This is a genomic window from Helicobacter sp. MIT 05-5294, from assembly GCF_000765675.1.
GTDB lineage: Bacteria > Campylobacterota > Campylobacteria > Campylobacterales > Helicobacteraceae > Helicobacter_D.
Genome location: NZ_JRPA02000002.1, coordinates 144,621 through 169,838 on the forward strand (window position 1 = coordinate 144,621; position 25,218 = coordinate 169,838).

Below are 25,218 nucleotides of genomic sequence, written 5' to 3' on the forward strand. Positions count from 1 at the left end.
ATTATTTCTTGAATCTAAAATTTTGTTCTTTAAGAAAGATTTTGAGCCTCTCTTTATGTTTGCCTTGCAGAATAAGAGAGAATCCACCCTCTTTTTCCTCCAATTTTCCGCCACTTGCAAAATGTTTTTTAACAGCTTTTAGGAGAGTTTGCATTACTTCTTTGTCTGCATAAAAGATTCCACAACGCGTAATGTCTTTGCCGCCTGATTTTTCCTCGTTGATTCCTAAAAAATACGAATCCTTTTCTTTGCAAATGGGATTCTTTTTACATAAACACGCACTTTTTAACTCTCCGCATTTTTTGCATAAAGTATCCAAGCTATCTTCAAATTTCGCGCCAATGACTAAGCATTTTAGAGAATCGTTTAGTTCTGCCATTGGAGTTGCTTTAATTCTTCTTTGATATTGCTATGCACAGATAGGGAGCTAATCATCTCTAATTCTTGTGTTTGTGTTTTAAAGAGAATCCTAAGTTCGCGTTTGCCTTGATGTTTGATTGCCGCTTCTCGCAAAAGTCGCATAATGTTTGCGTCTGTATGAATATCCAATAAAAGCGTTAATGGCTCATTGGTATCACTTTTTTGAATTGTAAAATCTACCTTTTCTTTTTTTGCCTCATCAAGGGTTAAAAGTTTCTCCGCTTTGAGTTTTTTTGTTTCATCTTGTTCTTGCACGAGGCATTTTACGGCGACTGGGGATTCCTTGTCCATTGTTTCAAGCTGTTTGAGGATTTGTTCAAAAATCGTTAATTCTACGCTTCCATATAAATCTTGAATCTTTAGGATTCCATATCTTTTGCCATTTTTGGAGAATTTACTCACCACATCTTCAATCTGCCCGGCAATCAAAATGCGGCTATTTTCCGCAATATCTTTGATTTGATTTGTAGGAGTGTAGGCAATGGACTTGAAAGATTCCTTAAAAGCGTCTAATGGGTGTCCAGAAGCATAGAATCCCAAACTTTCTTTTTCAAATTCTAAGATTTGCTTTTGTGCAAACTCTTCGTAATGTTCTAGATTTAAGCGGATTCCTGTGATTTCCTCATCGTTTCCAAAAAGGGAATTTTCTGCTTCTTTTTTGGCGGTTTGTGCTGCTTTGGCAGCTTCTGTTAGGGATTCTATTTGTTTCAATAAAGATCTGCGTGTAATGCCAAAGCAATCCATCGCGCCACTTTTAATAAAGGATTCCAATGATTTTTTATTGACTTTTTGTGGGTCAATGCGTCCTAAAAAATCCTCTAAATCTTTGAAATCTCCATTGTTTTTGCGCTCATCTAAGATGATATTAATCGCCACTTCACCCGCGCCTTTGATTGCGCCAAGTCCAAAAAGAATGCAGCTCTCTCCGCCAATTTCTGCAACGCTAAATTCTAATTCGGATTTTTGGAGATTGGGCGGAAGCACTTTGATTCCCATTTGATTGGCTTCTTCAATGTATTCTACGATTTTATCTGTGTCGTTTTTCTCTGAAGTAAGCAAGGCAGCCATAAATTCTTTGGGATAATAGGTTTTAAGATACGCAGTTTCAAAGGTTACCATAGCATAGGCAGCGGAATGGGATTTATTGAATCCATAACCCGCGAATTTAACAATGAGTTCCCATAATTCCTCTGCTTTTGCTCTATCAAAGCCTTGCGCGACTGCGCCATCGGCAAATTTACTTTTGTTGTCCGCCATAATCTTCGCGTCTTTCTTCCCCATTGCGCGGCGGATTAAGTCTGCTCCTCCTAGACTAAAGCCCCCGATTCTTTGCACGATTTGCATAACTTGTTCTTGATAAACAATCGTGCCATAAGTTGGGCGCAAAATCGGTTCTAACTCCGGAAACATATACACAATCGGTGCTTTGCCATGCTTCCTATCAATAAAATCGCTTACCATTCCGGATTCTAGCGGACCGGGACGCCCTAAGGCGATGATTGCGATAATGTCTTCAAAAGTGCTAGGGCGCATTCGTTTATTGATTCCTTGAAACATACTAGATTCTATTTGAAATACGCCTAGAGTATTGCCACTTTGTAGTGTTTCATAGACTTTTTTATCATCTACATCTATACTTAGGAAATCTATCTCTTTATTGTAGTTGGTTTTGATAAGTTTAAGCGCATTATCAATGAGGGTAAGGGTTTTTAAGCCCAAAAAGTCAAATTTAATCAAATCCACATCTTCAAGATATTTCATAGAATATTGTGTCGCAATGATTCCGTCTCGTTGTGAGCGATAAAGCGGGGCTTTGTGCCATAGCTCTTGCTCGGAATCAATCACGACAGCAGCAGCGTGTGTTCCGGGATTCCGCTTTGTCCCCTCCAAAATCCGCGCAAACTCCCATACTTTTTTAGCAAGAGGATTGTTTGCGAGAAGTTCCGCGATTTTGGGTTCTTTATTATAAGCGTCTTCTAGGGTGATTTCTAATTCTTTTGGAATTAGTTTTGCAAACGCATCAGCATCGCCATAAGGCATTCCCATAACACGCGCAACATCACGCACTACGGCTTTGGCTTTCATCATACCAAAGGTAATAACTTGCGCGACATTGTGGCGTCCATATTTTTCTGTAACATAGTCCAAAATCTCCCCGCGTCTGCTTTGGCAAAAGTCCATATCAATATCGGGCATACTTACACGCTCTGGATTCAAGAAGCGTTCAAAAAGCAAATCGTATTTCATAGGATCAATATTAGTAATCTCCAAGCAAAACGCAACCAAGCTTCCCGCAGCACTTCCACGACCCGGACCTACTGGGATTCCGCGTTCTTTTGCTGCACGCACGAAATCCCATACGATGAGCATATAGCCCGGAAATTTCATTTTGTTGATGATTTCAATTTCACGCTCTAAGCGTTCTTTGTATTCTTGGTGGCGATCGCTCTCTACATTGGCGAGTCGTTTTTCTAAGCCCTTGCGGCATTTATAGGCGAAATATTCGCTATCTTGTGTGAAGTCTAATCCCTCTTTTTGTGCGTATTCTTGCGTGAATTTAAAACTAGGAGGCGTTGGGTCGCCTAGATGAAGCTCTAAATCGCATTTGTTGGCAATTTCTTGTGTGTTTTCCAAAGCTTCAGGAATATCCGCATAGAGTTCTGCCATTTGCGCGGGGGTTTTGATGTAAAATTCTTGCACGGTGTGGTGCATACGATTGGGATCGTTGAAATCCTTGCCAAATCCAATACAAAAGGCGACTTCTTGCGCAGTGGAATCGCTTTGATAAGTGTAGTGCGTATCGTTGGTTGCGATGATTTTAATGCCTGTTTCAAAGGAAAGCTTTAAAAGCTGGTTGTCAATGAGTTGTTGTTCTTGGATTCCGTGTCGCATAAGCTCCAAATAAAAGTCTTCGCCAAAAATCTCTTTGTATTCTAGCGCAACTTCTTTTGCACGCTCATAGCCTTTGCGCCCTTTGTTGTCGTCTTTTTTAAGATTAAGATGCCATTGCACTTCGCCATTAAGACACGCACTACTGCAAATCAAACCCGCGCTGTGTTCTCGTAGCATTTTTTTGCTAATGCGCGGTTTCATATGGAATCCATAAAGACAAGCCTGTGAGCTTAGATACATTAGATTTTTATAGCCCTCTAGGTTTTTGGCATAAAGGCATAAATGGAATCTTTGATTGTTTTTATCGCTAATATCTTCGGCATTATGCAAATAAGCTTCCATACCCAAAATCGGCTTGATTCCCTCATCTTTCATTGTCTTATAAAATTCAATCGCACCAAACATATTCCCATGGTCTGTAATTGCCACGCTCTCCATACCATATTCTTTGATTTTTTTTGCCAAAGTTTTGACTTTGTTTAATCCATCAAGTAAGGAATATTCAGTATGTAAATGCAAATGCGTAAATTTCGGTGTTTGACTCATTATTTGCCTCTTTAAAATCATTTGGATTCGTGATTCTAACCTATAAATACTAATAGAGGGATTAACTTTAGCAGAATAATAAAGAAGTGCAATAAAAGGAAGTTTTTAAAGAAATCGGATTGCAAGGAATCCCTTAGGATTCTTGCAGTTTGCGTCATTTAGCAACTAATACCGCTTCGCGTTGGTCTTCACCATAGATAGGTGCTAGGGTTTTAGCATAAGCCTCTTGCATAAAGCCATTTTCATTGAGAGTTTTTATCTCATTGTTAAGCCATTCTAGCAATTCTTTATCGCCTTTTTTAACTGCTGGGGCAATCACATCTTCATCGCCTAGTTTTCCGATTCCAACCGCAAATTCGGGATTCTCTTTTGCCCAAGCAAAAACTAGCAAATTATCGTGAGCGAGTGCCGCGCCTCTGCCGTCTTTAAGTGCCAAAAATGCTTCTGTGTTTTGGTCGTATTTGAGCAATTCAATCTCTGGGTGGTTTTTGGTGAAGTAAAAATCCGCTGTTGTGCCTTTGTTGATGATGAGTTTTTTGCCTTTCAAGTCTTCTACGCTTTGAATCTCACCATTTTTAGAAACAACACCCAAAGCAACTTTCATATAAGGAGTTGCAAAATCCACAACTTCTTCTCTTTCTTTGGTTTGTGTGAAATTCGCCATAATCACATCAACTTTACCGCTTTTAAGAAACTCTACGCGGCTTGCTGCTTCTACTAATTCAAACTTGACTTTGCTAGAATCCCCTAGAAGATCTTTAGCGATTTGTCGTGAGATATAAACATCAAATCCGTCGTTTTCTCCCGTGCTATTGACAAATCCAAAAGGTGGTTTATCGCTAAAAACTCCAATAGTGATTTCGCCTTTTTGTTTGATGGATTCTAAGCCGTTGGTTGTTTTTGAAGTGTTTGTATCTTCTCCACAACCCATAAGCAATGCTCCAAATCCTAGACTTAAGAATACTAAAAATAATCTTGAAAACATCTTTTTCATTGATTTTCCTTTATCGTTTTGATTTGCATAAAGCGTGGAATTTTACCCATAAAACCTTAAAACTAATTATTAAAATTTATATTTCGGGTTCCATTGTGAAAATATATTAAGATTTGCAGGATTAAAATGCACAGAATTTAATAGAAGTAGTGCAAGAGTTGGGATTTAAATAAGGAGATAAAATGTTATTATAGAAAGAAAAATCAAAGAAAATTCTCTATGAGAAAGCTCTCTTAAGATTCTTGTATTTCATATTGAAAGACATCAAAAAGCTGACCAAAACGACAAGATAGGCTTGAGAAGATGAGCCTAAAAGTCTTGTGTTTAATCTTTTTAGTCGCGCAATAAAGCAAATGAAGCGTGTATTTAAAAGTAGAATCTTAAGAAAAGAATCTAGCCTTTAGTGCAATATTCTGCGATTCTTTGGATTCCTTTTTCTATGCTTTTTAAATCTGTGGCAAAAGAAAATCTAAAATACCCGTCCATTCCAAAGCCAATACCCGGAATCACCGCAACTCCAACCTTTTCTAGCAAGTCTTTACAAAACTGCATAGAATCTTTAGAAATCTCCGCACAATGCACAAAAAGATAGAATGCTCCATCGGGCTTATTGACGCTTAAGCCTTTGATGGCATTGAGTTTCTCACAAGCAAAATCGCGTCTTTCTTTAAATGCCAAGCGCATGGTTTCAATATCCTTATCCGCGCTTCCATTAAGTCCTACAATCGCGGCTTTTTGGGTGATAGAGTTGATATTAGAGAGGGATTGGCTTTGGAAAGAGTTGATGAGTTTGACAAGCTTTTGGTCTTTACTTGCAAGATAGCCCATACGCCACCCTGTCATTGCGACAGCCTTGCTAAGCCCATTGATTGTAATTGTGCGCTCTAACATATCTTGACTAATGCTTCCGGGCGAAACAAAAGTGCCATCATAGACTAATTTTTCATAAATTTCATCGCTAAGCACCCAAACATTTGTGTCTTTCAAAACTGCAGCAATCTCTTCTAGCTCTGCCTTAGAATACACCATTCCTGTGGGATTAGATGGAGTGGTTAACACGAGCATTTTGGTTTTTGGAGTGAGTGCGGTTTTGAGTTGGTCTTTGGTGATTTTGAAGTTGTTTTCTTGTGTGGTTTGGATAAAAATATTTTTGCCCCCGCTAAAAGTAACAAGCTCGGGATAAGTTACCCAATAAGGACAAGGGATAATCACTTCATCGCCTACATCAATGAGGGCTTGAAATACATTAAAAAGCGAGTGTTTTGCTCCGCTATTGACGATGATTTCTTTTGTGGAATATTCTAAGTGATTGTCGCGTTTAAGCTTCGTGCTGATAGCCTCTAAAAGCTCCGGGATTCCTGCTACTGCGGTGTATTTGGTGAATCCTTCGTTGATTGCTTTTATTGCCGCGTCTTTAACGACTTGTGGTGTGTCAAAGTCTGGCTCACCTGCAGAAAAAGAAAGAATATCTTTGCCTTGTGATTTGAGTTCTCTAGCAAGTGTGCTAATAGCGATAGTTATGGATTCTGAAAGGTTGCTGATACGATTGGAATACATTTTGGCTCTCCTTTAAAAGCGCAATTTAAAATGTTGCAAATATAGCCTTTTTTAACTTTGATAAAAATTATAAAATAATGGAGAATCGCAAATCATAGAATCTTTTTGTTTTAATTAATATTAGCTCTAAAAGCTAAATAAACTTTAGTTAATTAGACTAAAATATTATGAATTTTTTAACTTAGGGTATTGACAATTTTTATTTTTTTGATTATAATCCGCGCCGTTTTTATACGATAAACCATACTAATTGGAGGTATTCCTATGAATTTCAAACCACTTGGAGAAAGAGTTCTAGTAGAAAGACTAGAAGAAGACACGAAAACAGCTTCTGGCATTATTATTCCTGATAATGCAAAAGAAAAGCCACTTGAAGGGAAAGTTTTAGCAATCGGCAGTGAAGTAAAAGAAGTAAAAGTCGGTGATGTCGTTGTTTTTGGGAAATATTCTGGAACTGAAGTGAAACTAGAGGGCAAAGAATATTTGATTTTAAAACTTGAAGATGTTTTAGGCGTTCGTGCTTAATAATTTAAAATTATTTTAAGGAGATAAAAATGGCAAGTAAAGAGATTAATTTTTCAGATAGTGCAAGAAATAGATTATATGAGGGCGTAAAACAACTCAATGACGCAGTAAAAGTAACGATGGGACCAAGAGGACGCAATGTGTTGATTCAAAAAAGCTTTGGTGCGCCAACTATCACAAAAGACGGCGTTTCTGTGGCAAAAGAGATTGAACTCGCAGATCCTATTGCGAATATGGGAGCGCAACTCGTTAAAGAAGTCGCAAGTAAAACGGCAGATGCCGCAGGTGATGGCACGACAACTGCAACCGTGTTGGCTTATAGCATTTTCAAAGAAGGATTGAGAAATATCACTGCAGGAGCGAATCCTGTGCAAGTTAAACGCGGAATGGACAAAGCAGCAGAAGCTATCACAGAAGAACTTAAAAAAATCGCAAAGCCTGTCGCAGGTAAAAAAGAAATTGCGCAAGTCGCTACTATCTCTGCAAACTCCGATTCTAAAGTGGGTGAGTTGATTGCTGAAGCAATGGAAAAAGTTGGCAAAGATGGCGTGATTACCGTCGAAGAAGCAAAAGGAATCAACGATGAATTAAGCGTAGTTGAGGGAATGCAATTTGATAGAGGTTATCTAAGCCCATATTTCGTAACAAACAGCGACAAAATGGAAGCAGAATTAGAGCACCCTTATATTTTATTGACAGACAAAAAAATCACTTCTATGAAAGATATTTTGCCTCTTTTGGAATCCACAATGAAGAGCGGCAAACCTTTGCTTATCATCGCAGAAGATATTGAGGGTGAAGCATTGACTACTTTGGTTGTGAATAAATTGCGCGGTGTGCTAAATGTCGCAGCGGTTAAAGCTCCGGGGTTTGGCGATAGAAGAAAAGAAATGCTAAAAGACATTGCGACTTTAACCGGTGGTGAAGTGATTAGCGAGGAGTTAGGCAAGACGCTTGAAGCTGCGACGATTGAAGATTTAGGACAGGCAGCTAGAATCGTGATTGACAAAGACAATACAACAATCGTTGATGGTTCAGGCAAAAAAGAAGCGGTAAATGCAAGAATCGCGCAAATTAGAACCCAAATTGACAGCACAACAAGCGATTATGATAGAGAAAAACTCCAAGAAAGACTTGCAAAGCTTAGTGGTGGAGTTGCAGTGATTAAAGTCGGTGCGGCAAGTGAAGTAGAAATGAAAGAGAAAAAAGACCGCGTAGATGATGCGTTAAGTGCGACAAAAGCAGCCGTAGAAGAGGGCATTATCATTGGCGGTGGTGCAGCACTCGTGCGTGCAGCAGCGAAAGTTAGCTTGAAACTTGAGGGTGATGAGAAAATCGGCTATGAAATCATCAAACGCGCAATTTCTGCGCCTATCAAACAAATTGCAACCAACGCAGGGTTTGATGATGGCGTGGTTGTGAATAATGTAGAAAAAGATTCCAATATAAATCACGGATTTGACGCTTCTAATGGCACTTATGTGGATATGTTTGAAGCAGGAATCATTGACCCGCTAAAAGTTGCTAGAATCGCATTGCAAAACGCAGTTTCTGTATCTAGCTTACTACTCACCACAGAAGCCACAGTGCATGAAATCAAAGAAGATAAACCTGCAATGCCAGATATGGGAGGTATGGGCGGAATGGGAGGTATGGGCGGAATGATGTAATTCTTCCGCCTCGCGCTTAAAGCGCGGAGATTCCGCGTTTTAGCCATCTGCTTAAAAATCTTAAATCCTCTTTTTTTTTTAAAAAAAATTATTTTTCTTGCACAATTTGTTTTTATTAAGATATACAGAGTTGGGGATAATCCAAGCCAAAGAAAGCTTTATTTTTCAAGATATTTGATAAAGCGCATTGTTGATTTTTAAAAGTTTGCAAAAATCCTAGAATCTCAAAGGCGAAGCAGACAAAATAAGCTTGATTTATTGTAAAATTACATTTTAAATAAAAATCATAAGGTTTATTAATGAATAATGAAGATTTATGGAATCTCAAAGCACTTTTTACAGATGAAGAATCTCTGCAAAGTTGCATTCAAACAAGCATTCAAGAAGTAAAAGCATTTGAAAAGGCTTACAAAGATAAGCTTCCCACGCTTTCCCCTAAAGATTTTTACCAAGTTGTTACAGCCTATGAAAAACTCTGTGAGAATCTCTCGCGCATTATGACTTACGCATTTTTGCGCTTCGCGTCTAACACCAAAGAGGGCGCATTTTATGCTGAATGTGAAATGCAGGTTAATGCCGCGCAAGAACATTTGTTGTTTTTTGAAGTGGAGTTTAATACACTTCCAAAACTAATACAAGAAGAGTTTATCGCGCATAGTGGGCAATACCGCTACTTTTTGGAGCTTTTGGCAAAAAGCGCGAAACATCAGCTGACTTTACCAGAAGAGAAGATTCTGCTTAAAACTCAACCGGTGGGCGTGGATAGCTTTAAGCGTCTATTTGATGAGCATTTAAGCCATTTGCGCTTTAAAATTGCTCTAAAAGGCGAACAAAAAGAAGTGGGCGAAGAAGAAGTGTTAAGCTTGTTGTATGATGAAGAAAGAGAAGTGCGCAAAATGGCGCAAGTTTCTTTAAGCGAGATATTAGAACAGAATCTTAATTTGCTAGGATTTATTTACAATGTTGTGCGTAAGGATTTAAGAATCACGGCGGAGTTGAGGAATTATGCGAATTTAGAGGAATCGCGCCATTTGGACAATCAAACCACGCAAAAAAGTGTGGATTGTATGGTAAAAACCATTAATGAAAATGTTGGAATCGTGGAAGAATATTACAAGCTTAAAGCCAAGCTTTTAGGGCTTGAAACGCTTTATGATTACGATAGATATGCCCCGATTCCTTGCAGTGAGGAGGCGGAATTTACTTATCAAGATTCTAAAGCGATTGTGTTAGGGACTTTCAAGGATTTTTCGCCGCGCTTTTTTCAAATCGCCAATCGTGCTTTTGAAGAAGGTTGGGTGGATTCTCACCCGCGAGAAAACAAACGCGGAGGGGCTTTTAGCCATAGTGCTGTGCCAAGTGCGCACCCTTATTTAATGCTAAATCATACCAACCGCAGAAGAGATGCTTTTACGATGGCACACGAATTGGGGCATACGATTCATCAGAGCCTCTCTTATCGTGTGGGTTATTTGAATGCAGACACGCCTTTAACGACAGCGGAGACTGCTTCGGTGTTTGCTGAAATGTTGTTGTTTGAAAAAATGAAAGATTCCTTGCCAAAAGAGCAAAAAATCGCCCTTTATGCAGGGAAGTTGGAGGATATTTTTGCCACACTTTTTAGGCAGAATGTTTTTACAAATTTTGAACGCAAAGTGCATAGTCATAAAGGCGAACTCTCTGTGCAAGAGATTAGCGATATTTGGCAGGAAGAAAACCAAAAAATGTTTGGTAAAAGCGTGATTTTGACGCCAAATTATCGTCTTTGGTGGTCTTATATCCCGCATTTTATTCACACGCCTTTTTATTGTTATGCGTATAGTTATGGGCAGCTTTTAGTAATGGCACTTTTTGGCGTATACCGCAAGAATCCTGTGGATTTTGTTGTAAAATACGAAGAGTTTTTAAGTCTTGGCGGAAGTAAATCGCCCAAAGAGTTAGTAGGAATCTTTGATTTGGATATTGAAAGCGATGATTTTTGGAAAATTGGTATTAAAGAAGTTCGCTTGTTGTTAGAGGGCTTGAAATCGTTTTTGTAAGGAGGGATTATGGAGTTTTTGTTAAGGGATAAAAAATTTAGAGAATTGCTCAAAGGGCATTCTCGCGAAATTTTAGAATACTTGATTCGTAAAAATATCAATTTTTCTATCGTATGTAATGTGAATCGTGTCAAATTTGAACCGGAGCTTCCGGATTCCATTCGTGGAACTTTTAGTGATTTGACCGTGTTTATTTTGGCGGGTTATACCTTTGAAAGTTTAGAATTGGATTCTAATAATCTTTATTTTGAAGCGGGGTTTGGCGAAGAGAATTTGGGCAGTTTTGTAACAACTCCAATAGATTCTATTGTGCAGATTTTATTGCCAAACGATGAAGATTTACGCGCGGATTTTTGCGTATATGTGAATCTTTTTGCGACTTTTATGGAAGCAGAGCAAAACCAAAATGGGGAAGAAGAGGGGATTAGCAGCTCAATGAAAGCATTGCTTGCCAACCCAAAAAACAAAAGGTTTAAAAAATAATTTGCTATACTTCAAGATTTAGTGTTTTGGCGAAGGAAAACAATGGAAAAAAAAATTAATTTAGAATTATTCCGATTTGATATAAAAACGGATTATTTGCCTTATTTTGCGAAGTTGGCAATCAAAATGGATTTGCAAAAATCCCTCTTGGATTTGTTGGCAAGAGTGCAAGAAGATGTGTCAGAATATGGCTATAATGCGTATGGATTTAAGATTAATGGAATCGTAGTTTTTGATTTTAGTTTAAAAATAGAAGAACTGATTAAAAATTTTGGTTGCGAGTGGAAAATAGAGCCGCTTAACCCTCATTTGGCGTTAAAAGATTTAATCATTGATGTGAAGCCCTTTTTGCAAAAAATAGAATTATTGCGACGCGTCGGGCTTGATGAATTGGCTCAAGATGAGGTGCAAAGTGTGCTAAAAGATGCAGAGTTTAGAGGCTTAGAAGCCTTAGATGTTGAAACCCAAAGCATCAAAGATGCTTTTTTGCTTTCTTTTTTGCCTTTTGCTTATGCAACTCCTCTAAGTGTAGAAAATTCGGATTATTTGGGCGAAGCATTTTTTATTTTAGTTGCTTCTTTATATGCCAAGCATAAAACCCCAGAGATTTTAGAAACGATTTGTTCTTTAGAAAACGGAATCTTAAATGCACAGAGTTTGCAAACCTATCTTTTTCCTCAAAACGATAAGTTTGATATTTGCATTGACGCGCTAAAAACGATTGTTTTTGAAAGAAGTGAGAATCCTAAGATTCAATCTTTTAAATCAAAAATGCTAAAAAAGCTTAATTTCTAAGGATAGAAAATGGAATCTTTTGTTTTGTTGCACAATAATTTATATCCCAAATCCGCACAAATTTTAATGCAAAACTTCAGCAATCTTTTGGAGAAACTGCAAATTCCGACAGAAAAATCCCATTCTATCGTCTTAGAACATAAATTTTTGCCTTTTATTGAAAGGGCAAAATATTACAAAAGATTACTCGCATTGCTACTAGAATCCCAAACAGAGAATCGCAAAATCCTTATATGCGATTCTCAAAGTTTGTTGGAGACTAAGAAATTCCTAAAGATTCTTTGCCAAGAGAGTGAATTGCGAGAGATTTTAAACAAAGAATGCAGTGTAGAAATTGATATTTTGGAATTAGAAAATCAATTTGTTTTTGCACCACAAGTTGTGCTAGATGCGCTCAAAACAGCTTCATTTAAGCCGAAGCGTTGGCAGGGATTCCGATGCGCTTTTATTATAGATAGGGAGCTTGAAAAATGGGTTGTAGAATCCAAAATGCTCAACACAATAGAAGAAATTACAGGCTTGAAGATTCTGCCTTTTTTTAAAGAAAGTTATGATTATTTGTTGGAAGTCAATCCGCAATTAGCCTATCAAATGGGGGCGGCGGATTATTATGAAATGGTAGATAGTGGCGTGGATTTTATTCTAACCCCAAATATTGGTAACTTTGAATTAATGGATAGAAATGCGACGCATCTCAAAAGCGTGAGCGGTCGTGATGATTTGGAGATTCCATTATTGTTTGTTCCGCAAGTGATTCTTGCACTTTTTGAAGATTCTACGCGGGATTCTTTGTGTTTTGGACAGCATAAAATTCTTCCAAAAATGCTTTAAGGGACGAAAATGGTCATTGCGTTAAAGGTTATCCTTTCGCTTGTGATTGCAATGGTTTGGTATCAGCTCACCTCCAATCAAGAAACAGCTATTTTCTTTTTCGTCTTAATGCTCGTGATTTTTTTTATTCGTCCTATTGCCTACCAAAGCCCAACAGAGCGTCAAGAATATTTGGAGAAGTTTAAACGCTCCAGAGAGCGTCAAATGAATTTAGAAAGAATGCGCAAGGAAGAAAAGAAAAAGTCTTTGGAAGAAAAGAAAAAACGAATGGGCGTCAAAGATGACTAAAGCAAAAGGCAAGAATCGCCTAATGTTGTTATAAACAACTACAACAGAAGAAAATGCCAAAGTCATAATAGATATGGCGTTAGAATCCAAACTCACCGCTTGTATCCAAGAATCCAAAATCCAAAGCCATTATCTTTGGCGCAACAATCCAAAGGAAAATTTTGAAGTCTATAATGAAAAAGAGATTTTGTTGTGTTTTAAGGTTTTTAAGCAGGATTTTAAGGCTTTGCGTCAGTTGATTTTACGATTCCACTCTTATGAGATTCCAGAAATCATTGGAATCAAACTCTACAAAGTCTCTAGTGCATATCAAAAATGGTGCGAAGAGATAGGAAGTTTAAAATTATCTAAATAAAGAATGATGAAGTATTTTATAAAGCTTCAATGGTGGAGCTGTGGGGAATCAAACCCCAGTCCAAAAATGAGACCAACCCCAGCCGATATACATGCTTTTTTGGATTTTATTCTTTCTTTAAAGCACCAAACTTCCAAAAATAATGCTTCAAGGCAACCAAAAACTTAACTTAACATTTGGCAATATTAAGCGCATCTAGCTTGAATGATGTTTTTAAAAAGTCGCTAGAATCCTTGTTTAAAAACAGCTCCAAAAGCTTAGTTAAACTTACGCAACTTTAGCGTAAGCAGGAGCGTAATTTGCGTTGTTTGCGTTTATATTTATCGGTTGGTTTTACGACATAACCAAGTCGGCATGCAGCCAGAGCCATCGCACTCTTGTCGAAATTCAAGTCAGCCCCAAACAAAGCTGCGATTCTATTGTAAAGTTGCTAAAGATTCTATTAAACTATCTAGCAAGGTTTGGTTTGATAGAATCCCGCAAAGTCGCGCTTATTCTGTGTATTCAGAAATATCTTTTTTAGAAGTTCTCCATTCTCCGATGTGTTGCCATTTGGTCGTATCACAGTAGCGACAAAAAGGAATGGGACGACTAAGGAAATCTAGAATTTCTCTGTATGCGGTGTTTGGGGTTAGCGCAATATAATCTTGGCTTGTTATTTGTAAATTTTGGTTAAACTTTTGGTTGAAATGTTCTATATGTCCGCTAAAAGAGCAGTGATAGATTCTTGATTCCCCATTCACATTTTTTAGTTGCACACAGTCGTATTGTGTGCAGTTGAGGTAGTTTAAAAATGGGTCTGAAGTGCCTTTGGTGTTTAGCACCATTTTGATACTTTCTTTCTTTTTGGATTCTCCATTGTAAAAGGCAAAATCAATTCCATATTGCTTACATTTTGACTTCGCCGTATCCCAATCCACTTTAATCGGGTATCTTGTGGGGGATATTTTTATCGCGTTCTTTTGGCATTCTTGCCAAAATTCCTCATCTTGTTTGGGAAGCAAAATGCCATTGGTTACTAGGATAATTTGAGAATTTGGAAAATATTTGCGCGTAATGCCAAAAAAGTCTTTGCAATTTGGATTCAAAAGTGGTTCGCCCCCTAAAAGCACAATTTTGCCAATTAATCCTTGCGTGATTTGGCTTAAAAGCGCAATGTCTTGTTCGTAGGTTTTTGGGTCTAGGAGGGTAGGCTTGGCGAGTTGAGAAAAATGGTCGCAACTGAAGCAGTTTAGGTTGCAATGTTCTGCTAGATTGACATCTAGTTTTTTAATAAAAGGAGCGGGAGTGAGCCGTCTCATAAAGCCTACATATTTGGATTTTAGGAGTAAATTTCTTCTGTATCTTTGGAATTTTAGTTTGAATGCGAGAAATAAACTAAGCGGGGTGGGGGTGGATATTTTCATAATTTTCCTTGCAAAATTGATTGATGTTTGCTATTTTAGAATAAAAAATCTTAAATTTTATTGTAAAATTGCCTTATAGAATGACTTTGCAAAGGATAAGTGATGAGTATGCAAGGAGTGATAAAATCTATCACAACGACACAGATTCTAAATAAAAAAGGCGTAGAAAAAATCACTATGCTTACCGCCTATGACGCATTGATGGCGAAAATCTTTGATGGCGAAGTGGATATGATTTTAGTTGGGGATAGTTTGCAGATGAGTTTTTTTGGCGATTCTGATACACTAAGTAGTAGTTTGGACGCGATGATTTATCACACCAAGGCAGTTTGCAGTGGAGCAAAGCAGAGTTTAGTGATTTGCGATATGCCTTTTGGAAGCACGATAACACCTGAAATTGCACTAGAATCCGCGATTCGTGTTTATAAAGAAACAAAAGCCCAAGCAGTGAAATTAGAAGTGGGTTTAGAGGGAATCAAAAGCGTTGAAAAGCTAGTAGGAAATGGAATCGCAGTGATGGCACATATTGGATTAAAACCGCAGTTTGTCCGCAGTGAGGGTGGTTATAAGGTGCAGGGAAAAACGCAAGAAAATGTAGAATCTCTGATTTCTTTAGCAAAACAAATTGAACAAAGTGGCGCGTTTAGTATTTTGCTAGAGGGAGTTAAAGCAGAGGCAGCAAAGCAAATTGCACAAAGTGTTAAGATTCCGATTATTGGCATTGGAAGCGGGGTTGATGTAGATGGGCAAGTATTGGTGTGGAGTGATGCGTTTGGGTTTTTTGAAGAGTTTAAGCCAAAATTTGTGCGTCAATATTTGCAAGGTGCGCGAATTTTGCGTCAAAGTGTGCGCCAATATGTCCAAGATGTAAAAAGCGGAGACTTTCCGAACACACAAGAAAGTTATTAGGGGCAGATTTGGAACGCATTGTAGAGATTGAAAAGCTATCCTTAGAAAGTGAAGAAGAAGTTAAACTGCGTCCCGCTTGTTGGGAAGATTATATTGGGCAGGAGAAATTAAAGCGGAATCTGCAAGTCTTTATTGCTGCGGCAAAAAAGCGCAACGATGTGCTAGATCATATTTTGCTTTTTGGTCCTCCCGGTCTTGGCAAAACGACTTTGGCGCATATTATCAGCAATCAAATGCAAACTTCTATCAAAGTAACTGCAGCTCCGATGATTGAAAAAGCGGGTGATTTGGCGGCAATTTTGACAAATTTAGGGGAGGGCGAGATTTTATTTATTGATGAAATTCATCGCTTAAGTCCCGCGATTGAAGAGATTTTATATCCTGCAATGGAAGATTTTAGACTAGATATTATCATCGGTAGCGGACCTGCGGCGCAAACGGTGAAGATTGATTTGCCACGATTTACTCTAATTGGCGCAACAACTCGTGCGGGAATGATTAGTAATCCTTTGCGGGATAGGTTTGGAATGCAGTTTCGTATGCAGTTTTACGAGCAAGAGGAATTGGCAAAAATCGTGAAAATCGCTTCGGTTAAATTACAAAAGGAATGCTCTAATGAGGGTGCGTTGGAGATTGCCAAACGCTCACGCGGAACACCACGAATCGCATTAAGACTTTTAAAGCGCGTTAGAGATTTCGCCGAAGTCGCAGAAGAAGCAATCATTAGCAAAGAACGCACACAATACGCATTAAATGAGCTTGGCGTGAATGAAAATGGGTTTGATGAGCTGGATTTGCGCTTTTTGAAAATCATTTGCGAGAATCGCGGACGCCCGATTGGGCTTAGCACTCTTGCGGCAGCTATGAGTGAAGATGAAGGGACGATTGAAGATGTGATTGAGCCTTATTTGCTTGTAAATGGGTATTTGGAGCGCACCGCGCGGGGTAGAATTGCGACGCAAAAAACCTATGAGTTGTTTTCTTTTAGAGAAATAGGAAGCTTGTTTTAAGAATTTTTAAGATTTCCTTAAAGAGTGAAAAAGAGGCGTATTTGTTGGCTTTGAGACTTTTAATTTTGTGCTTCCTTGCTTTTTGTATTTCTTGGTTTTTTTGAGTGTGTGCTGCATTTTCTCGTTTTTTAAGTGTTTTAATTAGCTTGGCGTATTCTTCTGGTAGGTTACTTTCTCCATTGAGAAACACGCGTTCTTTCACACCCTTTCTCCAAAGATCATATTTGCTTTGGTTTTCAAAGTAATTCAAATTCTTGCCATTTCTTGCCCTCTGCGAAAAATTTTTCCACAATAGGGTCTGTTAGCTCTTTGTGTGTCATAATGCCAAAGCTTGGAGAGACTTTGTAGCACTCTGCTAATTCTTTTTTGAAAGTCTCGAAGTCATCACTAAAATCACTCACAAAAACTGCCCTTTTGCCATCACTTTCACTAGCGTAGCTAAAGAGGTTAAACCTTTATGCAGCTAAGCAATATTGTGCTGATGAAAATTCTAGACTTCATTGTTTTATTGAGTGATTTGCATTTTAGAATCCATCGGTTTAATCAAGCAAAAATAATTCTAAAGGATATTTTTTGCCTAAATCTTTCAAATCCAAATACGCGCGCACTTTGAGAAGCTCATTTTGTGGGTAAGCATTAAGACGCTCTTTTGCTTCTTCTACCATTTCAAGCTCTAAAAGCACATAAAAATAAGCCATTTCCGCGTGTTCGTCTTTATTGGAGAGTGTTTCAAATAAACTAACCCAAGCGACAGGCTCATAACAAGCTTTGAGCTTTTGTGCCAAAAGTAAATAATCTTCTTTGCTGTAACCTACTTCTGCGCAAAGCTGCGCAATTTCATCATTGCTGAAGTCTATTTTTTTGGCATAGCACATACTAAGGATTTCATTTGCCAATTCTTTGTTGAATTTAATCTCACCAATATAATTTCTAATGGTTTTTGTCTCGCCCGAATTTAGAATCTTTTTAAAGGCTTCTCGCTTGCATTCTTCATCAAAACTAGATTTTTTGAGGACTTCTAAGGCAAATTTTTCATCGCTATGAATCTGATTGAAGATATTTTGGCGCATAAAGGGAGATTTTTCGCCCGGATTGAATTTTTTGAGATTCACATACGAACCTCTTTTTAAATCTCCTAGAAGCTCAATCATTTCATCAAGCCTTGTTTCGCCACTTTTGAGTGCGATTCCGTCTTTAATATCCAAAGTCAGATTGCTTAACAAAATAGAAAGGCTTTTGTAGCGATTCATTGTTGGTTGCTTTAAAGGAATGTCTTTGCTAAGAAGTTGATTTTCTATTTGTTCTAAAAGCAGTTTGTAGTCGTGTTTGTATTTCGTGCGTTTGCGCCACATACGATAAGAACCGCCTATCTCTAGGAATCCCACGATGATAAAAAAAGCAATGACAGGAACGATAAACCATACCGCAACAGGAAGCGTGATACTCTGTGTGCTAAATGGAATCGCAAACGAATAACTTGCGCCGCTAAGGCTATAAACATAAAGCCCCAAAAGAACGATAAAGATAAATAGTGCGCTGATGTAATATTTGAATTTCATTTCTGATCCTTTGAATCTTTTTCAACAATTTGTCTGCATACTATACAATATTTTGCATGTGGTTTTGCTTTTAGCCGCCCGATTCCGATTGCCTCATCACACATTTCACAGATTCCATAGATTCCCTCATCAATCTTTTCTAATGCCCTTTCAATGTGTTCTAGCTCCAAATAATGCCTTTTTGAAATGGAACTATCAAGCATATTTCGCGTGTGGGCAGCCGCCAAATCCGCTTCGTTAATATTGCTGTTTTTGGTGTATTCCATTGTCTGTTTGTGTATTAGATTATTGTCTAAAATCGCCTGTTTTCTATCCAACAAAATAGACTTAAAGTTTTCTAATTCATTTGAACGCATTCTTTGGTCTCCTGTCATTTGTGGTATGGGTGGTTGTTTATTAGGCAAAAGGCGCGGTAAATTTGTTCGCTTAGCACGACTTTCGCGATTTTATGGCTGAAAGTGAGCTTGGAGAGTGAGATTTGAGAATGGCAGGATTTGAGGAAATCCTCTTCTAAGCCATACGCCCCGCCAATAAAAAATACGATATTGCCTTGATTTTGTAGAATCTTTGCAAATTCAAAGGAATCTAGTTCTTTCGCACTAGGTGTCAATGCGATTCTGTGTTGATTATCTTTGAAAACCTTGAGAAATTCTTTGGTATAAGATTTTTGTGCAATGTTTGCTTCTTGTGTTTGGCTTGTTGCAATAGCTTTGCAAAACAGATTGACAAATTCTAATTTCGCTCCAAATTTCCCGCACAATGTGATAAATTCTTCTGATAATTTGTCGCTCATATCTTTGTTGGTTTTGGCAATATAATAGACGCTAATTTTAATCATGAGCTTAAATAATGCGTAAAGATTTTAGATAAATTGGGGCAAAAAACATTTGCAATTACCCCTTATGCTTCTGTTTTGAAATATTCTAGGGCTTGGGCGATTGTTTTTTTCATATCTTTGCGTTGCACAATCATATCAATAAGCCCGTGTTCTAGTAGAAATTCCGCCGTTTGGAATCCTTGTGGTAAATCTGTGCCGATAGTTTGTTTAATCACTCTAGCACCTGCAAACCCAATCATCGCGCCGGGTTCTGCCATAATCAAATCCCCCAAAAACGCAAAGGAAGCACTTACTCCTCCTAATGTGGGGTCGCTTAACACGGAAATAAAAGGCAAATGTGCCTCACTAAGTGCATTGAGTGCCGCGGAAGTTTTTGCCATTTGCATTAAAGAATAAGTGGATTCTTGCATTCTTGCTCCACCGCTTGTGCTAACAATCACAAGACCTTGCCTTTTGTCTATGGCGCGTGAAATGGCGCGAATAATCTTTTCTCCCTCCACAGAAGCAAGTGAGCCTCCCATAAAGTTAAAATCAAACAAGGCAATTTGTGCGCCAATGCCTTCAATCGTGCATTCTCCGCTAAGGATTGAGCTGGGACGCCCACATTTTTTGGCATATTCTTCAATGCGTTTTTTGTAGCTTTTTTTATCCACAAAGTCCAAAGGATCATTGGGGGCAAGTTCTTTGTCAAACTCTACAAAGCTCCCCTCATCACACATTAATGCGATTCTATCTTCTAGACCAATGCGCATATGAAAATTGCATTTGGGGCAAGTGTGGAGTTGCGCAATGATTTCTTTGTAATACATTAACGCATTGCAACTCGGGCATTTCACCCAATGGCTAGGGGCAGCTTGTGGCACAGCTCTATCGTCCTTTTTGAAGTTTTTAAAAAAATCCGCAAAACCCATTTGATTTCCTTAAAGGCTTAGGATTCCACATTGTTAAGCTTTAGGAATCCCAAAAACAACAATATTTTTGTAAAAAATTTCAAAATTGTATAGAATTTCGTGTTAATTTACTCTAAAAAGAAAAAAATATGCAGATTTTGACGCAAGATTCTAGTATCACACTCTATAATGAGCATTTTCGCGAGGCTTATCATAATGCAAATGACGGCGCATTGCAAGAAACTCTGCATAAGCATATTTTACCCGCCCTTTCTCTTCAAACCAATATGCCTTATTTGTCAGTGCTTGATATTTGCTTTGGGCTTGGATTTAATACGCTTTGTTTGCTTTTTGCGGCGCGTTTGCAAAACTTTAGTGGCAAAATAGCAATCCATTCTCCCGAGATTGACGAAAGGCTTTTGCCTCGTCTTTTGAGCTTCCCTTATCCAAAAGAATTGAAATCCCAACGCGTTGCTTTAGAGTCTCTTGTGAAAACGCATTATTTTAAAGAAGCGAATTTTGAAGTGGTTTTGCATTTAGGAGATGCGCGGGAGATTCTAGCTGGGTTTGTAGAGAATTGGAATCCCAAAAGGGATTTTCAAAAAGATTCCAACTTGCAAACGCAAAGGGAGCAAAGGATTCCAAAAATGCCTTTTAATGTGATTTTTCAAGACCCTTTTAGCCCCGCAAAGAATCGCAGTTTATGGACTTATGAGTATTTTAAGAATCTCTATGTATTAAGTGCGCAAAATGTAGTGATAACGACTTATAGTCTTCATTCAGGTATGCTGTATTCTGCGTATCTTGCGGGATTTTATGCTTATAGAGTGAAGCAAAAGCGCGTTCGGGATTCTGTGATTTTGACAAAAACAAGTGAGATTCCGCGACTTCGGCTAGAAAATGTGCTAGAAATTACGCCAATTAATCTTGCACACAAAATCAAAGCAAACCCGAATCTTTGGGGGTTGTATGATGAAAATAAAGGCGTGTAGAGGTTAATATGGCGTATGGCTTGTTTATAATTGTAATGCTGTTGATTTATTGGCGACCTTTTGGGATTCCGCTATGGGTTACTAGCACATTGGGTGCGGGTGTAGCATACTTACTTGGAATCGTGAGTGCGCGTGATGTGTGGTTTGTGTGGGGAATGGTGTGGGATTCTACTTTGGTTTTGGTTGGGTTGATTGTTTTGAGTCTTGCAATGGAGCGCATTGGGTTTTTTGCGTATTTGGCGCACAAAATAATACTTTTTGCGGGTGAAAAAGGAGGAGGAAAGTGTCTTTTCAAGCCTAATAACTTGGATTCTATGCAAGATTTATTGCAAATCCCTTGTAAAGCTTCGAAACTTTTTGTCTTTTTGGTGCTATTTGGGGCATTTTTGGCGTCATTTTTGGCAAACGATGGGGCGATTTTGATTCTAACTCCGCTGATGTTTGCGCTGTTTCCTAATAAAAACAAGGGATTCTTTGCGTCTTTGATTTTATTTTTGCTTTTTATGGGTTTTATTAGTGATTTTGCTTCAAATCTCTTTGTGTTTTCAAATCTTACCAATATCCTAACCGCGTCTGTTTTTGGGATTTCGTTTGTTGATTTTGTGTGGTTTATGGCTTTGCCACAACTTTTTGCGATTCTTTCATCATTGTTGATTTTTTGGGTTGTTTTGGGCAGAAAGTTGCCCAAAACCTTATTGATGACAAGCAGTTTTAAAACAGATTCTATTAGCCCTTTTGGTATTTTCTTTTGTTTTTTGTTGCTCATTTTATTGCCAATTTTTGCAACTTTTGGGGCGCATTTTAGAATCCCACTTTCTATTTTTGTAGGAATCTGCGCGATTTTGGCAGTGAGCTATGGGATAAAAATCCAAAAAATACAGCCATTTGTTTTACTTAAAAATTCGCCTTTTAGTGTGGTAGTTTTTAGCGTTGGCTTATTTGTGGTTGTATTTGGGTTAAAGAATGCAGGTTTGTTAGAGTTTATGCGCATTGGGATTGTTGAAATTAGCGCATTTGGAGAGCAGGTAAGGCTTTTGTATGTTGGATTTTTAAGTGCATTGGGGAGTAGTCTGATTAATAACTTACCAATGGTGATGCTAGGCGATTTAGCTCTTAAAGATGCCTTTGACTTGCCGCTTGTCTTTGCACATTTACTAGGCTGTAATATCGGCGCGAAGCTCACGCCTATCGGCTCACTTGCGACACTTTTATGGCTTGTGAGCCTAAAGCGATATGGAGTGAAGATTCCGCTTTTTGAATTTTTTAAACTTAGCTTTATCTTTAGTGTGGTTGTGCTTTTTTGTGCGATTTTGGGGTTAATTTTGAGCGTGAGTTTAGCGAAAGTGTTTTTAGAGTATTAAAAGATTCCAAGCTTTAGAATCTGTGTTTTTTACAATCAGTGTTATTTGCTCTCCTTTTTAGCATTATAGTTTAATTTAAAAAGATTTTTTGATAAAAACAATGCTTAAAATCACGCAAAAACACTCCGCGATAAAAGCAGTCAAAAAAACGCCCTTTAAGCCCCAATCTTGCGTAATTAAAACTAAGTGCTGGTTGGATTCCCTCATTTAAAGTCATCAAAAGCAAAATCTTGAAATTAAAAAAGATTCGTGAAAATTTGAGTGGCATTTCCATAAATCAAAATGGAATAAACCCAAAAAGCGTCGCAAGGCTAAATCCTAATGCAAGTCGCTAGTGCAGCGGAACTAAGCCCAAAGCCAAACTTCACGATAAAAAGATAATCCAACGCAATATTGCTTAAAGCTAAAATCGCTCCGACTATATTGGACAGGGAGCAACGAAAGAGTAGATAATGGAGGTTTTAGGTATAGTTTGTCATTTTAAATAGTTATTTAGAGTCTTAAATTTAAATCCTATCATTGCAGCAAGAAGCAACTAAAGATTCCTCGAATCTCGGGATTCCACATTTACAAATCGCAACGCAAACTGCAAAATCAAAAAATCTTAAAACAATTTGATATAATTTTGAGAAAATTAGAGATTTAAGGGATTTGCGATGAGGTTAAGACCACGATTGCATAAAAAATTAAAATTCAAAACACATTTTCAGATTTTATCGGGCTTGAGCTTAGCGATTTTTTGTGCCTTTGTGTCGGCTTTTTTGAGCATTTATTATTTTACTGCTTCTTTTGAAGTGGGGGCGTTTATTGGTATTTTATTTTTCTTGATTGTTTTGTGGATTAACGAAGCGTTGCCACTTGGCATTGTTTCTTTGTTGCCGATTATTTTGTTTCCAGCCTTTGGAATCTTAGATGTCAAAAGCGCGACAAGCAACTATGCAAACCCTATTATTTTCTTGTTTTTGGGCGGGTTTATGTTAGCGATTGGAGTGGAAAAGATTGGTTTGCACAAAATCATCGCCAAGAAATTTTTGAGTTTTTTCCCGACGACGCCCAAAGGCGTTATTACCGCGCTTGGCGTGGCGAGTGTCGCACTAGGAAGTGTGCTATCTAACTCCACGGTGGCACTTTTGCTAATCCCTATTGCATTTTCTATCACGCAAGAGGAATTGCTAAAGACTAGATTTTTGCTTGTTGTTGCCTTTGGCGCGAGTATTAGCGGAATCACAACGCCCATAGGCACACCGCCAAACCTCATATTTTTAGGATTTTTAGAGACCGTGCATTTTGAAAGCATTGGCTTTGCCGCGTGGATTTTTATGATGTTGCCTCTAACCTTAAGTATGCTGTATGTGATGATTAAGATTCTTTCTTATAATCTCCCCAATGAGGAGCTTAAGATTGATGCTTTTGAGGATATTAAAATCACCTTTGAACATAAAAAACTAATGTTTTTGATTGGGATTTTATTGTTATTGCTGTTGTTAAATTCTCCAATTAAGCCAATTTATAGCGGATTGGGATTCAATGAAAATATTTTGTTGCTTAGTTTTGGGCTTTTGATGTTTGTGCCAAAAATTGGCTGTTTGCGTTGGGAGGATTCCAAAGCGATTCCCTTTGAAGTGATGTTTCTCTTTGGTGCTGGTTTTTGTATTGCGATGGCGATTGCAGAAATGCAGTTAGGAGACGCGTTTAAACCTGTTTTTGAATATTTTGGCAGTTTGCCGATTTTGATATTTTTACTCTGTGTTTGTCTTTTGGTTTTGTGCTTGACGATGTTTATTAGCTCTACGGCTTTGATTGCGATTCTTTTGTCTGCAATTTTTGCTTCTACAAAGGATTTTTTAGACCCACAAATGCAAAGCTTGGTGATGTTGATTGCAACCATTTGTGTAGGATTCTCTTTTATGTTTCCCATTTCCACGCCACCTAATGCTATTGTGTTTAGCAAAGGCGGGATAAAGATTTGGGATATGTTTCGGTTTGGAATCGTGTTGAGCTTTGCTGGAATCGTGCTAATTATCGCTTTTGGTATGCTTTATTGGCGTTGGTTCTTTTAGTGGGTTTGTTGTTAGTAAGTCCTCATTAAAAGAGTTGCGCATTTAAGATTCTATTGGGTTTGCACGATGGCGTTGTGAAAATTGCAATTTTATCTTGTAAGATGGTTTGAATGAAGTTTCAGTAATGTTAAAACAAGCTTATCTAGGTTAAGATTCTAAAAATAAAACTTAGGAAGCAAGAATGAACAATGTGCAAATTTTAGTGCTAGACTTTGGCTCTCAATACACGCAGCTGATTGCGCGGAGATTGCGAGAATATGGTGTTTATACCGAGATTGTGCCGTATTTTGAAAGCATAGAATCCATACGAGCCAAAAACCCCAAAGGCATTATTTTAAGCGGCGGACCCGCAAGCGTGTATGAAAAAGACGCCTATAAGCCCGATAGTGCGATTTTTTCGCTTGGAATCCCCATTCTTGGCATTTGCTATGGTATGCAATATATCGCTGATTTTTTTGGCGGGCGGGTGATACGCGCAGACGCACAAGAGTTTGGCAAGGCGGTGCTAGAGATTTTAGAATCCAAACCAACCATAAATTTTGAACTTTATACTTACCAAAAATCGCCGCAAAACTTAAAGATATTGGTAGATTTATGGGAAGATTCTGTGCGCGCAAGCCACTTGTTTTTGAGCGAAAAAGATATTAAAGAAATTCGCCCCGAAGTTAAAAAGGCATTTCAAAGCTCTCAAAAGATTATCATTGCCAAAAATCAAGACGAGTTTTTGGGCTTTATTGGAATAGAAAAAAACCAAATCGAAATGCTTTTTGTTGCACCCAATGCGTTTAAAAAAGGTGT

24 protein-coding genes, 1 other RNA gene and 2 pseudogenes are annotated in these 25,218 nt (G+C 38.1%); 14 read left to right on the forward strand and 13 right to left on the reverse strand.

All coding sequences use genetic code 11. From position 1 onward, the window contains the following. Position 1: 1 nt before the first annotated feature. From LS69_RS02020 to LS69_RS02035, 4 genes are all read right to left on the reverse strand, one after another. Positions 2-379 carry a translation initiation factor gene (locus LS69_RS02020; RefSeq protein WP_138121728.1) on the reverse strand — a complete coding sequence of 126 codons (378 nt, stop codon included), beginning with the start codon at positions 377-379 and terminating at the stop codon, positions 2-4. Next, the gene (gene dnaE, locus LS69_RS02025) at positions 367-3,858 is read right to left on the reverse strand and encodes a DNA polymerase III subunit alpha (protein ID WP_194145376.1); all 3,492 of its coding nucleotides are present in this window, start codon (positions 3,856-3,858) and stop codon (positions 367-369) included. Before dnaE ends, LS69_RS02020 begins: the two co-directional genes overlap by 13 nt. A gap of 154 nt (positions 3,859-4,012) precedes the next feature. Beyond that, positions 4,013-4,852 (reverse strand): cysteine ABC transporter substrate-binding protein, encoded by an 840-nt coding sequence (locus LS69_RS02030; protein ID WP_138121730.1) that lies wholly within the window; start codon positions 4,850-4,852, stop codon positions 4,013-4,015. Between the two features lie 393 nt (positions 4,853-5,245). Continuing rightward, entirely contained in the window at positions 5,246-6,409 is a 1,164-nt protein-coding gene (locus tag LS69_RS02035) for a pyridoxal phosphate-dependent aminotransferase (protein WP_138121731.1), read from the reverse strand. A 264-nt stretch (positions 6,410-6,673) separates the two neighbouring features. Here LS69_RS02035 and groES point away from each other — a divergent pair, with 264 nt between their 5' ends. From groES to cutA, 8 genes and pseudogenes are all read left to right on the forward strand, one after another. Then, a complete protein-coding gene (gene groES / locus LS69_RS02040) occupies positions 6,674-6,934 on the forward strand; it encodes a co-chaperone GroES (RefSeq protein ID WP_138121732.1) in 261 nt (86 codons plus the stop codon). Between the two features lie 29 nt (positions 6,935-6,963). Beyond that, entirely contained in the window at positions 6,964-8,604 is a 1,641-nt protein-coding gene (gene groL, locus LS69_RS02045) for a chaperonin GroEL (protein WP_138121733.1), read from the forward strand. Positions 8,605-8,903: 299 nt separating this feature from the next. Beyond that, a complete protein-coding gene (locus LS69_RS02050; protein WP_138121734.1) occupies positions 8,904-10,643 on the forward strand; it encodes a M3 family oligoendopeptidase in 1,740 nt (579 codons plus the stop codon). 9 nt (positions 10,644-10,652) lie between these two features. After that, entirely contained in the window at positions 10,653-11,126 is a 474-nt protein-coding gene (locus LS69_RS02055; protein WP_138121735.1) for a hypothetical protein, read from the forward strand. A 42-nt stretch (positions 11,127-11,168) separates the two neighbouring features. Beyond that, positions 11,169-11,921, forward strand: a complete 753-nt coding sequence (locus LS69_RS02060; RefSeq protein ID WP_138121736.1) for a DUF5644 domain-containing protein — start codon at positions 11,169-11,171, stop codon at positions 11,919-11,921. A 9-nt stretch (positions 11,922-11,930) separates the two neighbouring features. Next, a complete protein-coding gene (locus LS69_RS02065) occupies positions 11,931-12,752 on the forward strand; it encodes a hypothetical protein (protein WP_138121737.1) in 822 nt (273 codons plus the stop codon). A 9-nt stretch (positions 12,753-12,761) separates the two neighbouring features. Then, positions 12,762-13,040, forward strand: a complete 279-nt coding sequence (locus LS69_RS02070; RefSeq protein WP_138121738.1) for a hypothetical protein — start codon at positions 12,762-12,764, stop codon at positions 13,038-13,040. A 46-nt stretch (positions 13,041-13,086) separates the two neighbouring features. Then, positions 13,087-13,395 (forward strand): annotated as a pseudogene (cutA, locus tag LS69_RS02075) (divalent cation tolerance protein CutA); the annotation flags it as partial. 30 nt (positions 13,396-13,425) lie between these two features. Here the strand turns inward: cutA and ssrA are convergent. Together ssrA and LS69_RS02085 are read right to left on the reverse strand one after the other, a co-directional pair. Further along, positions 13,426-13,795: a transfer-messenger RNA gene (ssrA, locus tag LS69_RS02080) on the reverse strand. A gap of 91 nt (positions 13,796-13,886) precedes the next feature. Further along, positions 13,887-14,801 (reverse strand): radical SAM protein, encoded by a 915-nt coding sequence (locus tag LS69_RS02085; protein WP_138121739.1) that lies wholly within the window; start codon positions 14,799-14,801, stop codon positions 13,887-13,889. A 102-nt stretch (positions 14,802-14,903) separates the two neighbouring features. Between LS69_RS02085 and panB the strand changes: the two genes are divergently transcribed. Both panB and ruvB read left to right on the forward strand, forming a co-directional pair. Further along, complete coding sequence (gene panB / locus LS69_RS02090; RefSeq protein ID WP_138121740.1) at positions 14,904-15,710, forward strand: 3-methyl-2-oxobutanoate hydroxymethyltransferase; 807 nt, start codon at positions 14,904-14,906, stop codon at positions 15,708-15,710. 8 nt (positions 15,711-15,718) lie between these two features. Further along, positions 15,719-16,720: a Holliday junction branch migration DNA helicase RuvB gene (gene ruvB / locus LS69_RS02095; protein WP_138121741.1), complete on the forward strand. Its 1,002-nt coding sequence runs from the start codon at positions 15,719-15,721 to the stop codon at positions 16,718-16,720. Here the strand turns inward: ruvB and LS69_RS10305 are convergent. The 6 genes from LS69_RS10305 to accD all read right to left on the reverse strand — a co-directional run bounded on the left by LS69_RS10305 (position 16,695) and on the right by accD (position 20,028). Then, complete coding sequence (locus tag LS69_RS10305) at positions 16,695-16,970, reverse strand: hypothetical protein (RefSeq protein ID WP_194145377.1); 276 nt, start codon at positions 16,968-16,970, stop codon at positions 16,695-16,697. The two genes, ruvB and LS69_RS10305, sit on opposite strands and share 26 nt — an antisense overlap. After that, positions 16,957-17,121, reverse strand: a complete 165-nt coding sequence (locus LS69_RS10310) for a hypothetical protein (protein WP_194145378.1) — start codon at positions 17,119-17,121, stop codon at positions 16,957-16,959. Before LS69_RS10310 ends, LS69_RS10305 begins: the two co-directional genes overlap by 14 nt. A gap of 138 nt (positions 17,122-17,259) precedes the next feature. Further along, a complete protein-coding gene (locus LS69_RS02100) occupies positions 17,260-18,279 on the reverse strand; it encodes a hypothetical protein (protein WP_138121742.1) in 1,020 nt (339 codons plus the stop codon). Beyond that, positions 18,276-18,635, reverse strand: coding sequence for an RNA polymerase-binding protein DksA (gene dksA / locus LS69_RS02105; protein WP_138121743.1), 360 nt, complete (start codon positions 18,633-18,635; stop codon positions 18,276-18,278). Before dksA ends, LS69_RS02100 begins: the two co-directional genes overlap by 4 nt. A 14-nt stretch (positions 18,636-18,649) precedes the next feature. Then, positions 18,650-19,117 (reverse strand): 23S rRNA (pseudouridine(1915)-N(3))-methyltransferase RlmH, encoded by a 468-nt coding sequence (locus tag LS69_RS02110; protein ID WP_138121744.1) that lies wholly within the window; start codon positions 19,115-19,117, stop codon positions 18,650-18,652. A 62-nt stretch (positions 19,118-19,179) separates the two neighbouring features. Further along, positions 19,180-20,028, reverse strand: a complete 849-nt coding sequence (gene accD / locus LS69_RS02115; RefSeq protein WP_138121745.1) for an acetyl-CoA carboxylase, carboxyltransferase subunit beta — start codon at positions 20,026-20,028, stop codon at positions 19,180-19,182. Between the two features lie 128 nt (positions 20,029-20,156). Between accD and LS69_RS02120 the strand changes: the two genes are divergently transcribed. Continuing rightward, positions 20,157-20,999 carry an MnmC family methyltransferase gene (locus LS69_RS02120; RefSeq protein ID WP_138121746.1) on the forward strand — a complete coding sequence of 281 codons (843 nt, stop codon included), beginning with the start codon at positions 20,157-20,159 and terminating at the stop codon, positions 20,997-20,999. A gap of 8 nt (positions 21,000-21,007) precedes the next feature. Beyond that, entirely contained in the window at positions 21,008-22,360 is a 1,353-nt protein-coding gene (locus LS69_RS02125) for an arsenic transporter (RefSeq protein WP_138121747.1), read from the forward strand. Positions 22,361-22,430: 70 nt separating this feature from the next. On the opposite strand, the gene LS69_RS02130 is transcribed toward LS69_RS02125, so the two are convergent. Continuing rightward, positions 22,431-22,628 (reverse strand): hypothetical protein, encoded by a 198-nt coding sequence (locus LS69_RS02130; RefSeq protein WP_138121748.1) that lies wholly within the window; start codon positions 22,626-22,628, stop codon positions 22,431-22,433. A gap of 388 nt (positions 22,629-23,016) precedes the next feature. Between LS69_RS02130 and LS69_RS02135 the strand changes: the two genes are divergently transcribed. Together LS69_RS02135 and LS69_RS10765 are read left to right on the forward strand one after the other, a co-directional pair. After that, positions 23,017-24,420, forward strand: coding sequence for an SLC13 family permease (locus LS69_RS02135; RefSeq protein WP_138121749.1), 1,404 nt, complete (start codon positions 23,017-23,019; stop codon positions 24,418-24,420). 181 nt (positions 24,421-24,601) lie between these two features. After that, positions 24,602-25,218 (forward strand): annotated as a pseudogene (locus tag LS69_RS10765) (glutamine-hydrolyzing GMP synthase); the annotation flags it as partial.

Coding starts and splice junctions, on each gene's coding strand:
- LS69_RS02020 (WP_138121728.1), bottom strand. CDS start 379: ATGGCAGAACTAAACGATTCTCTAAAATGCTTAGTCATTGGCGCGAAA.
- dnaE (WP_194145376.1), bottom strand. CDS start 3,858: ATGAGTCAAACACCGAAATTTACGCATTTGCATTTACATACTGAATAT.
- LS69_RS02030 (WP_138121730.1), bottom strand. CDS start 4,852: ATGAAAAAGATGTTTTCAAGATTATTTTTAGTATTCTTAAGTCTAGGA.
- LS69_RS02035 (WP_138121731.1), bottom strand. CDS start 6,409: ATGTATTCCAATCGTATCAGCAACCTTTCAGAATCCATAACTATCGCT.
- groES (WP_138121732.1), top strand. CDS start 6,674: ATGAATTTCAAACCACTTGGAGAAAGAGTTCTAGTAGAAAGACTAGAA.
- groL (WP_138121733.1), top strand. CDS start 6,964: ATGGCAAGTAAAGAGATTAATTTTTCAGATAGTGCAAGAAATAGATTA.
- LS69_RS02050 (WP_138121734.1), top strand. CDS start 8,904: ATGAATAATGAAGATTTATGGAATCTCAAAGCACTTTTTACAGATGAA.
- LS69_RS02055 (WP_138121735.1), top strand. CDS start 10,653: ATGGAGTTTTTGTTAAGGGATAAAAAATTTAGAGAATTGCTCAAAGGG.
- LS69_RS02060 (WP_138121736.1), top strand. CDS start 11,169: ATGGAAAAAAAAATTAATTTAGAATTATTCCGATTTGATATAAAAACG.
- LS69_RS02065 (WP_138121737.1), top strand. CDS start 11,931: ATGGAATCTTTTGTTTTGTTGCACAATAATTTATATCCCAAATCCGCA.
- LS69_RS02070 (WP_138121738.1), top strand. CDS start 12,762: ATGGTCATTGCGTTAAAGGTTATCCTTTCGCTTGTGATTGCAATGGTT.
- LS69_RS02085 (WP_138121739.1), bottom strand. CDS start 14,801: ATGAAAATATCCACCCCCACCCCGCTTAGTTTATTTCTCGCATTCAAA.
- panB (WP_138121740.1), top strand. CDS start 14,904: ATGAGTATGCAAGGAGTGATAAAATCTATCACAACGACACAGATTCTA.
- LS69_RS02100 (WP_138121742.1), bottom strand. CDS start 18,279: ATGAAATTCAAATATTACATCAGCGCACTATTTATCTTTATCGTTCTT.
- dksA (WP_138121743.1), bottom strand. CDS start 18,635: ATGCGTTCAAATGAATTAGAAAACTTTAAGTCTATTTTGTTGGATAGA.
- LS69_RS02110 (WP_138121744.1), bottom strand. CDS start 19,117: ATGATTAAAATTAGCGTCTATTATATTGCCAAAACCAACAAAGATATG.
- accD (WP_138121745.1), bottom strand. CDS start 20,028: ATGGGTTTTGCGGATTTTTTTAAAAACTTCAAAAAGGACGATAGAGCT.
- LS69_RS02120 (WP_138121746.1), top strand. CDS start 20,157: ATGCAGATTTTGACGCAAGATTCTAGTATCACACTCTATAATGAGCAT.
- LS69_RS02125 (WP_138121747.1), top strand. CDS start 21,008: ATGGCGTATGGCTTGTTTATAATTGTAATGCTGTTGATTTATTGGCGA.
- LS69_RS02130 (WP_138121748.1), bottom strand. CDS start 22,628: ATGCCACTCAAATTTTCACGAATCTTTTTTAATTTCAAGATTTTGCTT.
- LS69_RS02135 (WP_138121749.1), top strand. CDS start 23,017: ATGAGGTTAAGACCACGATTGCATAAAAAATTAAAATTCAAAACACAT.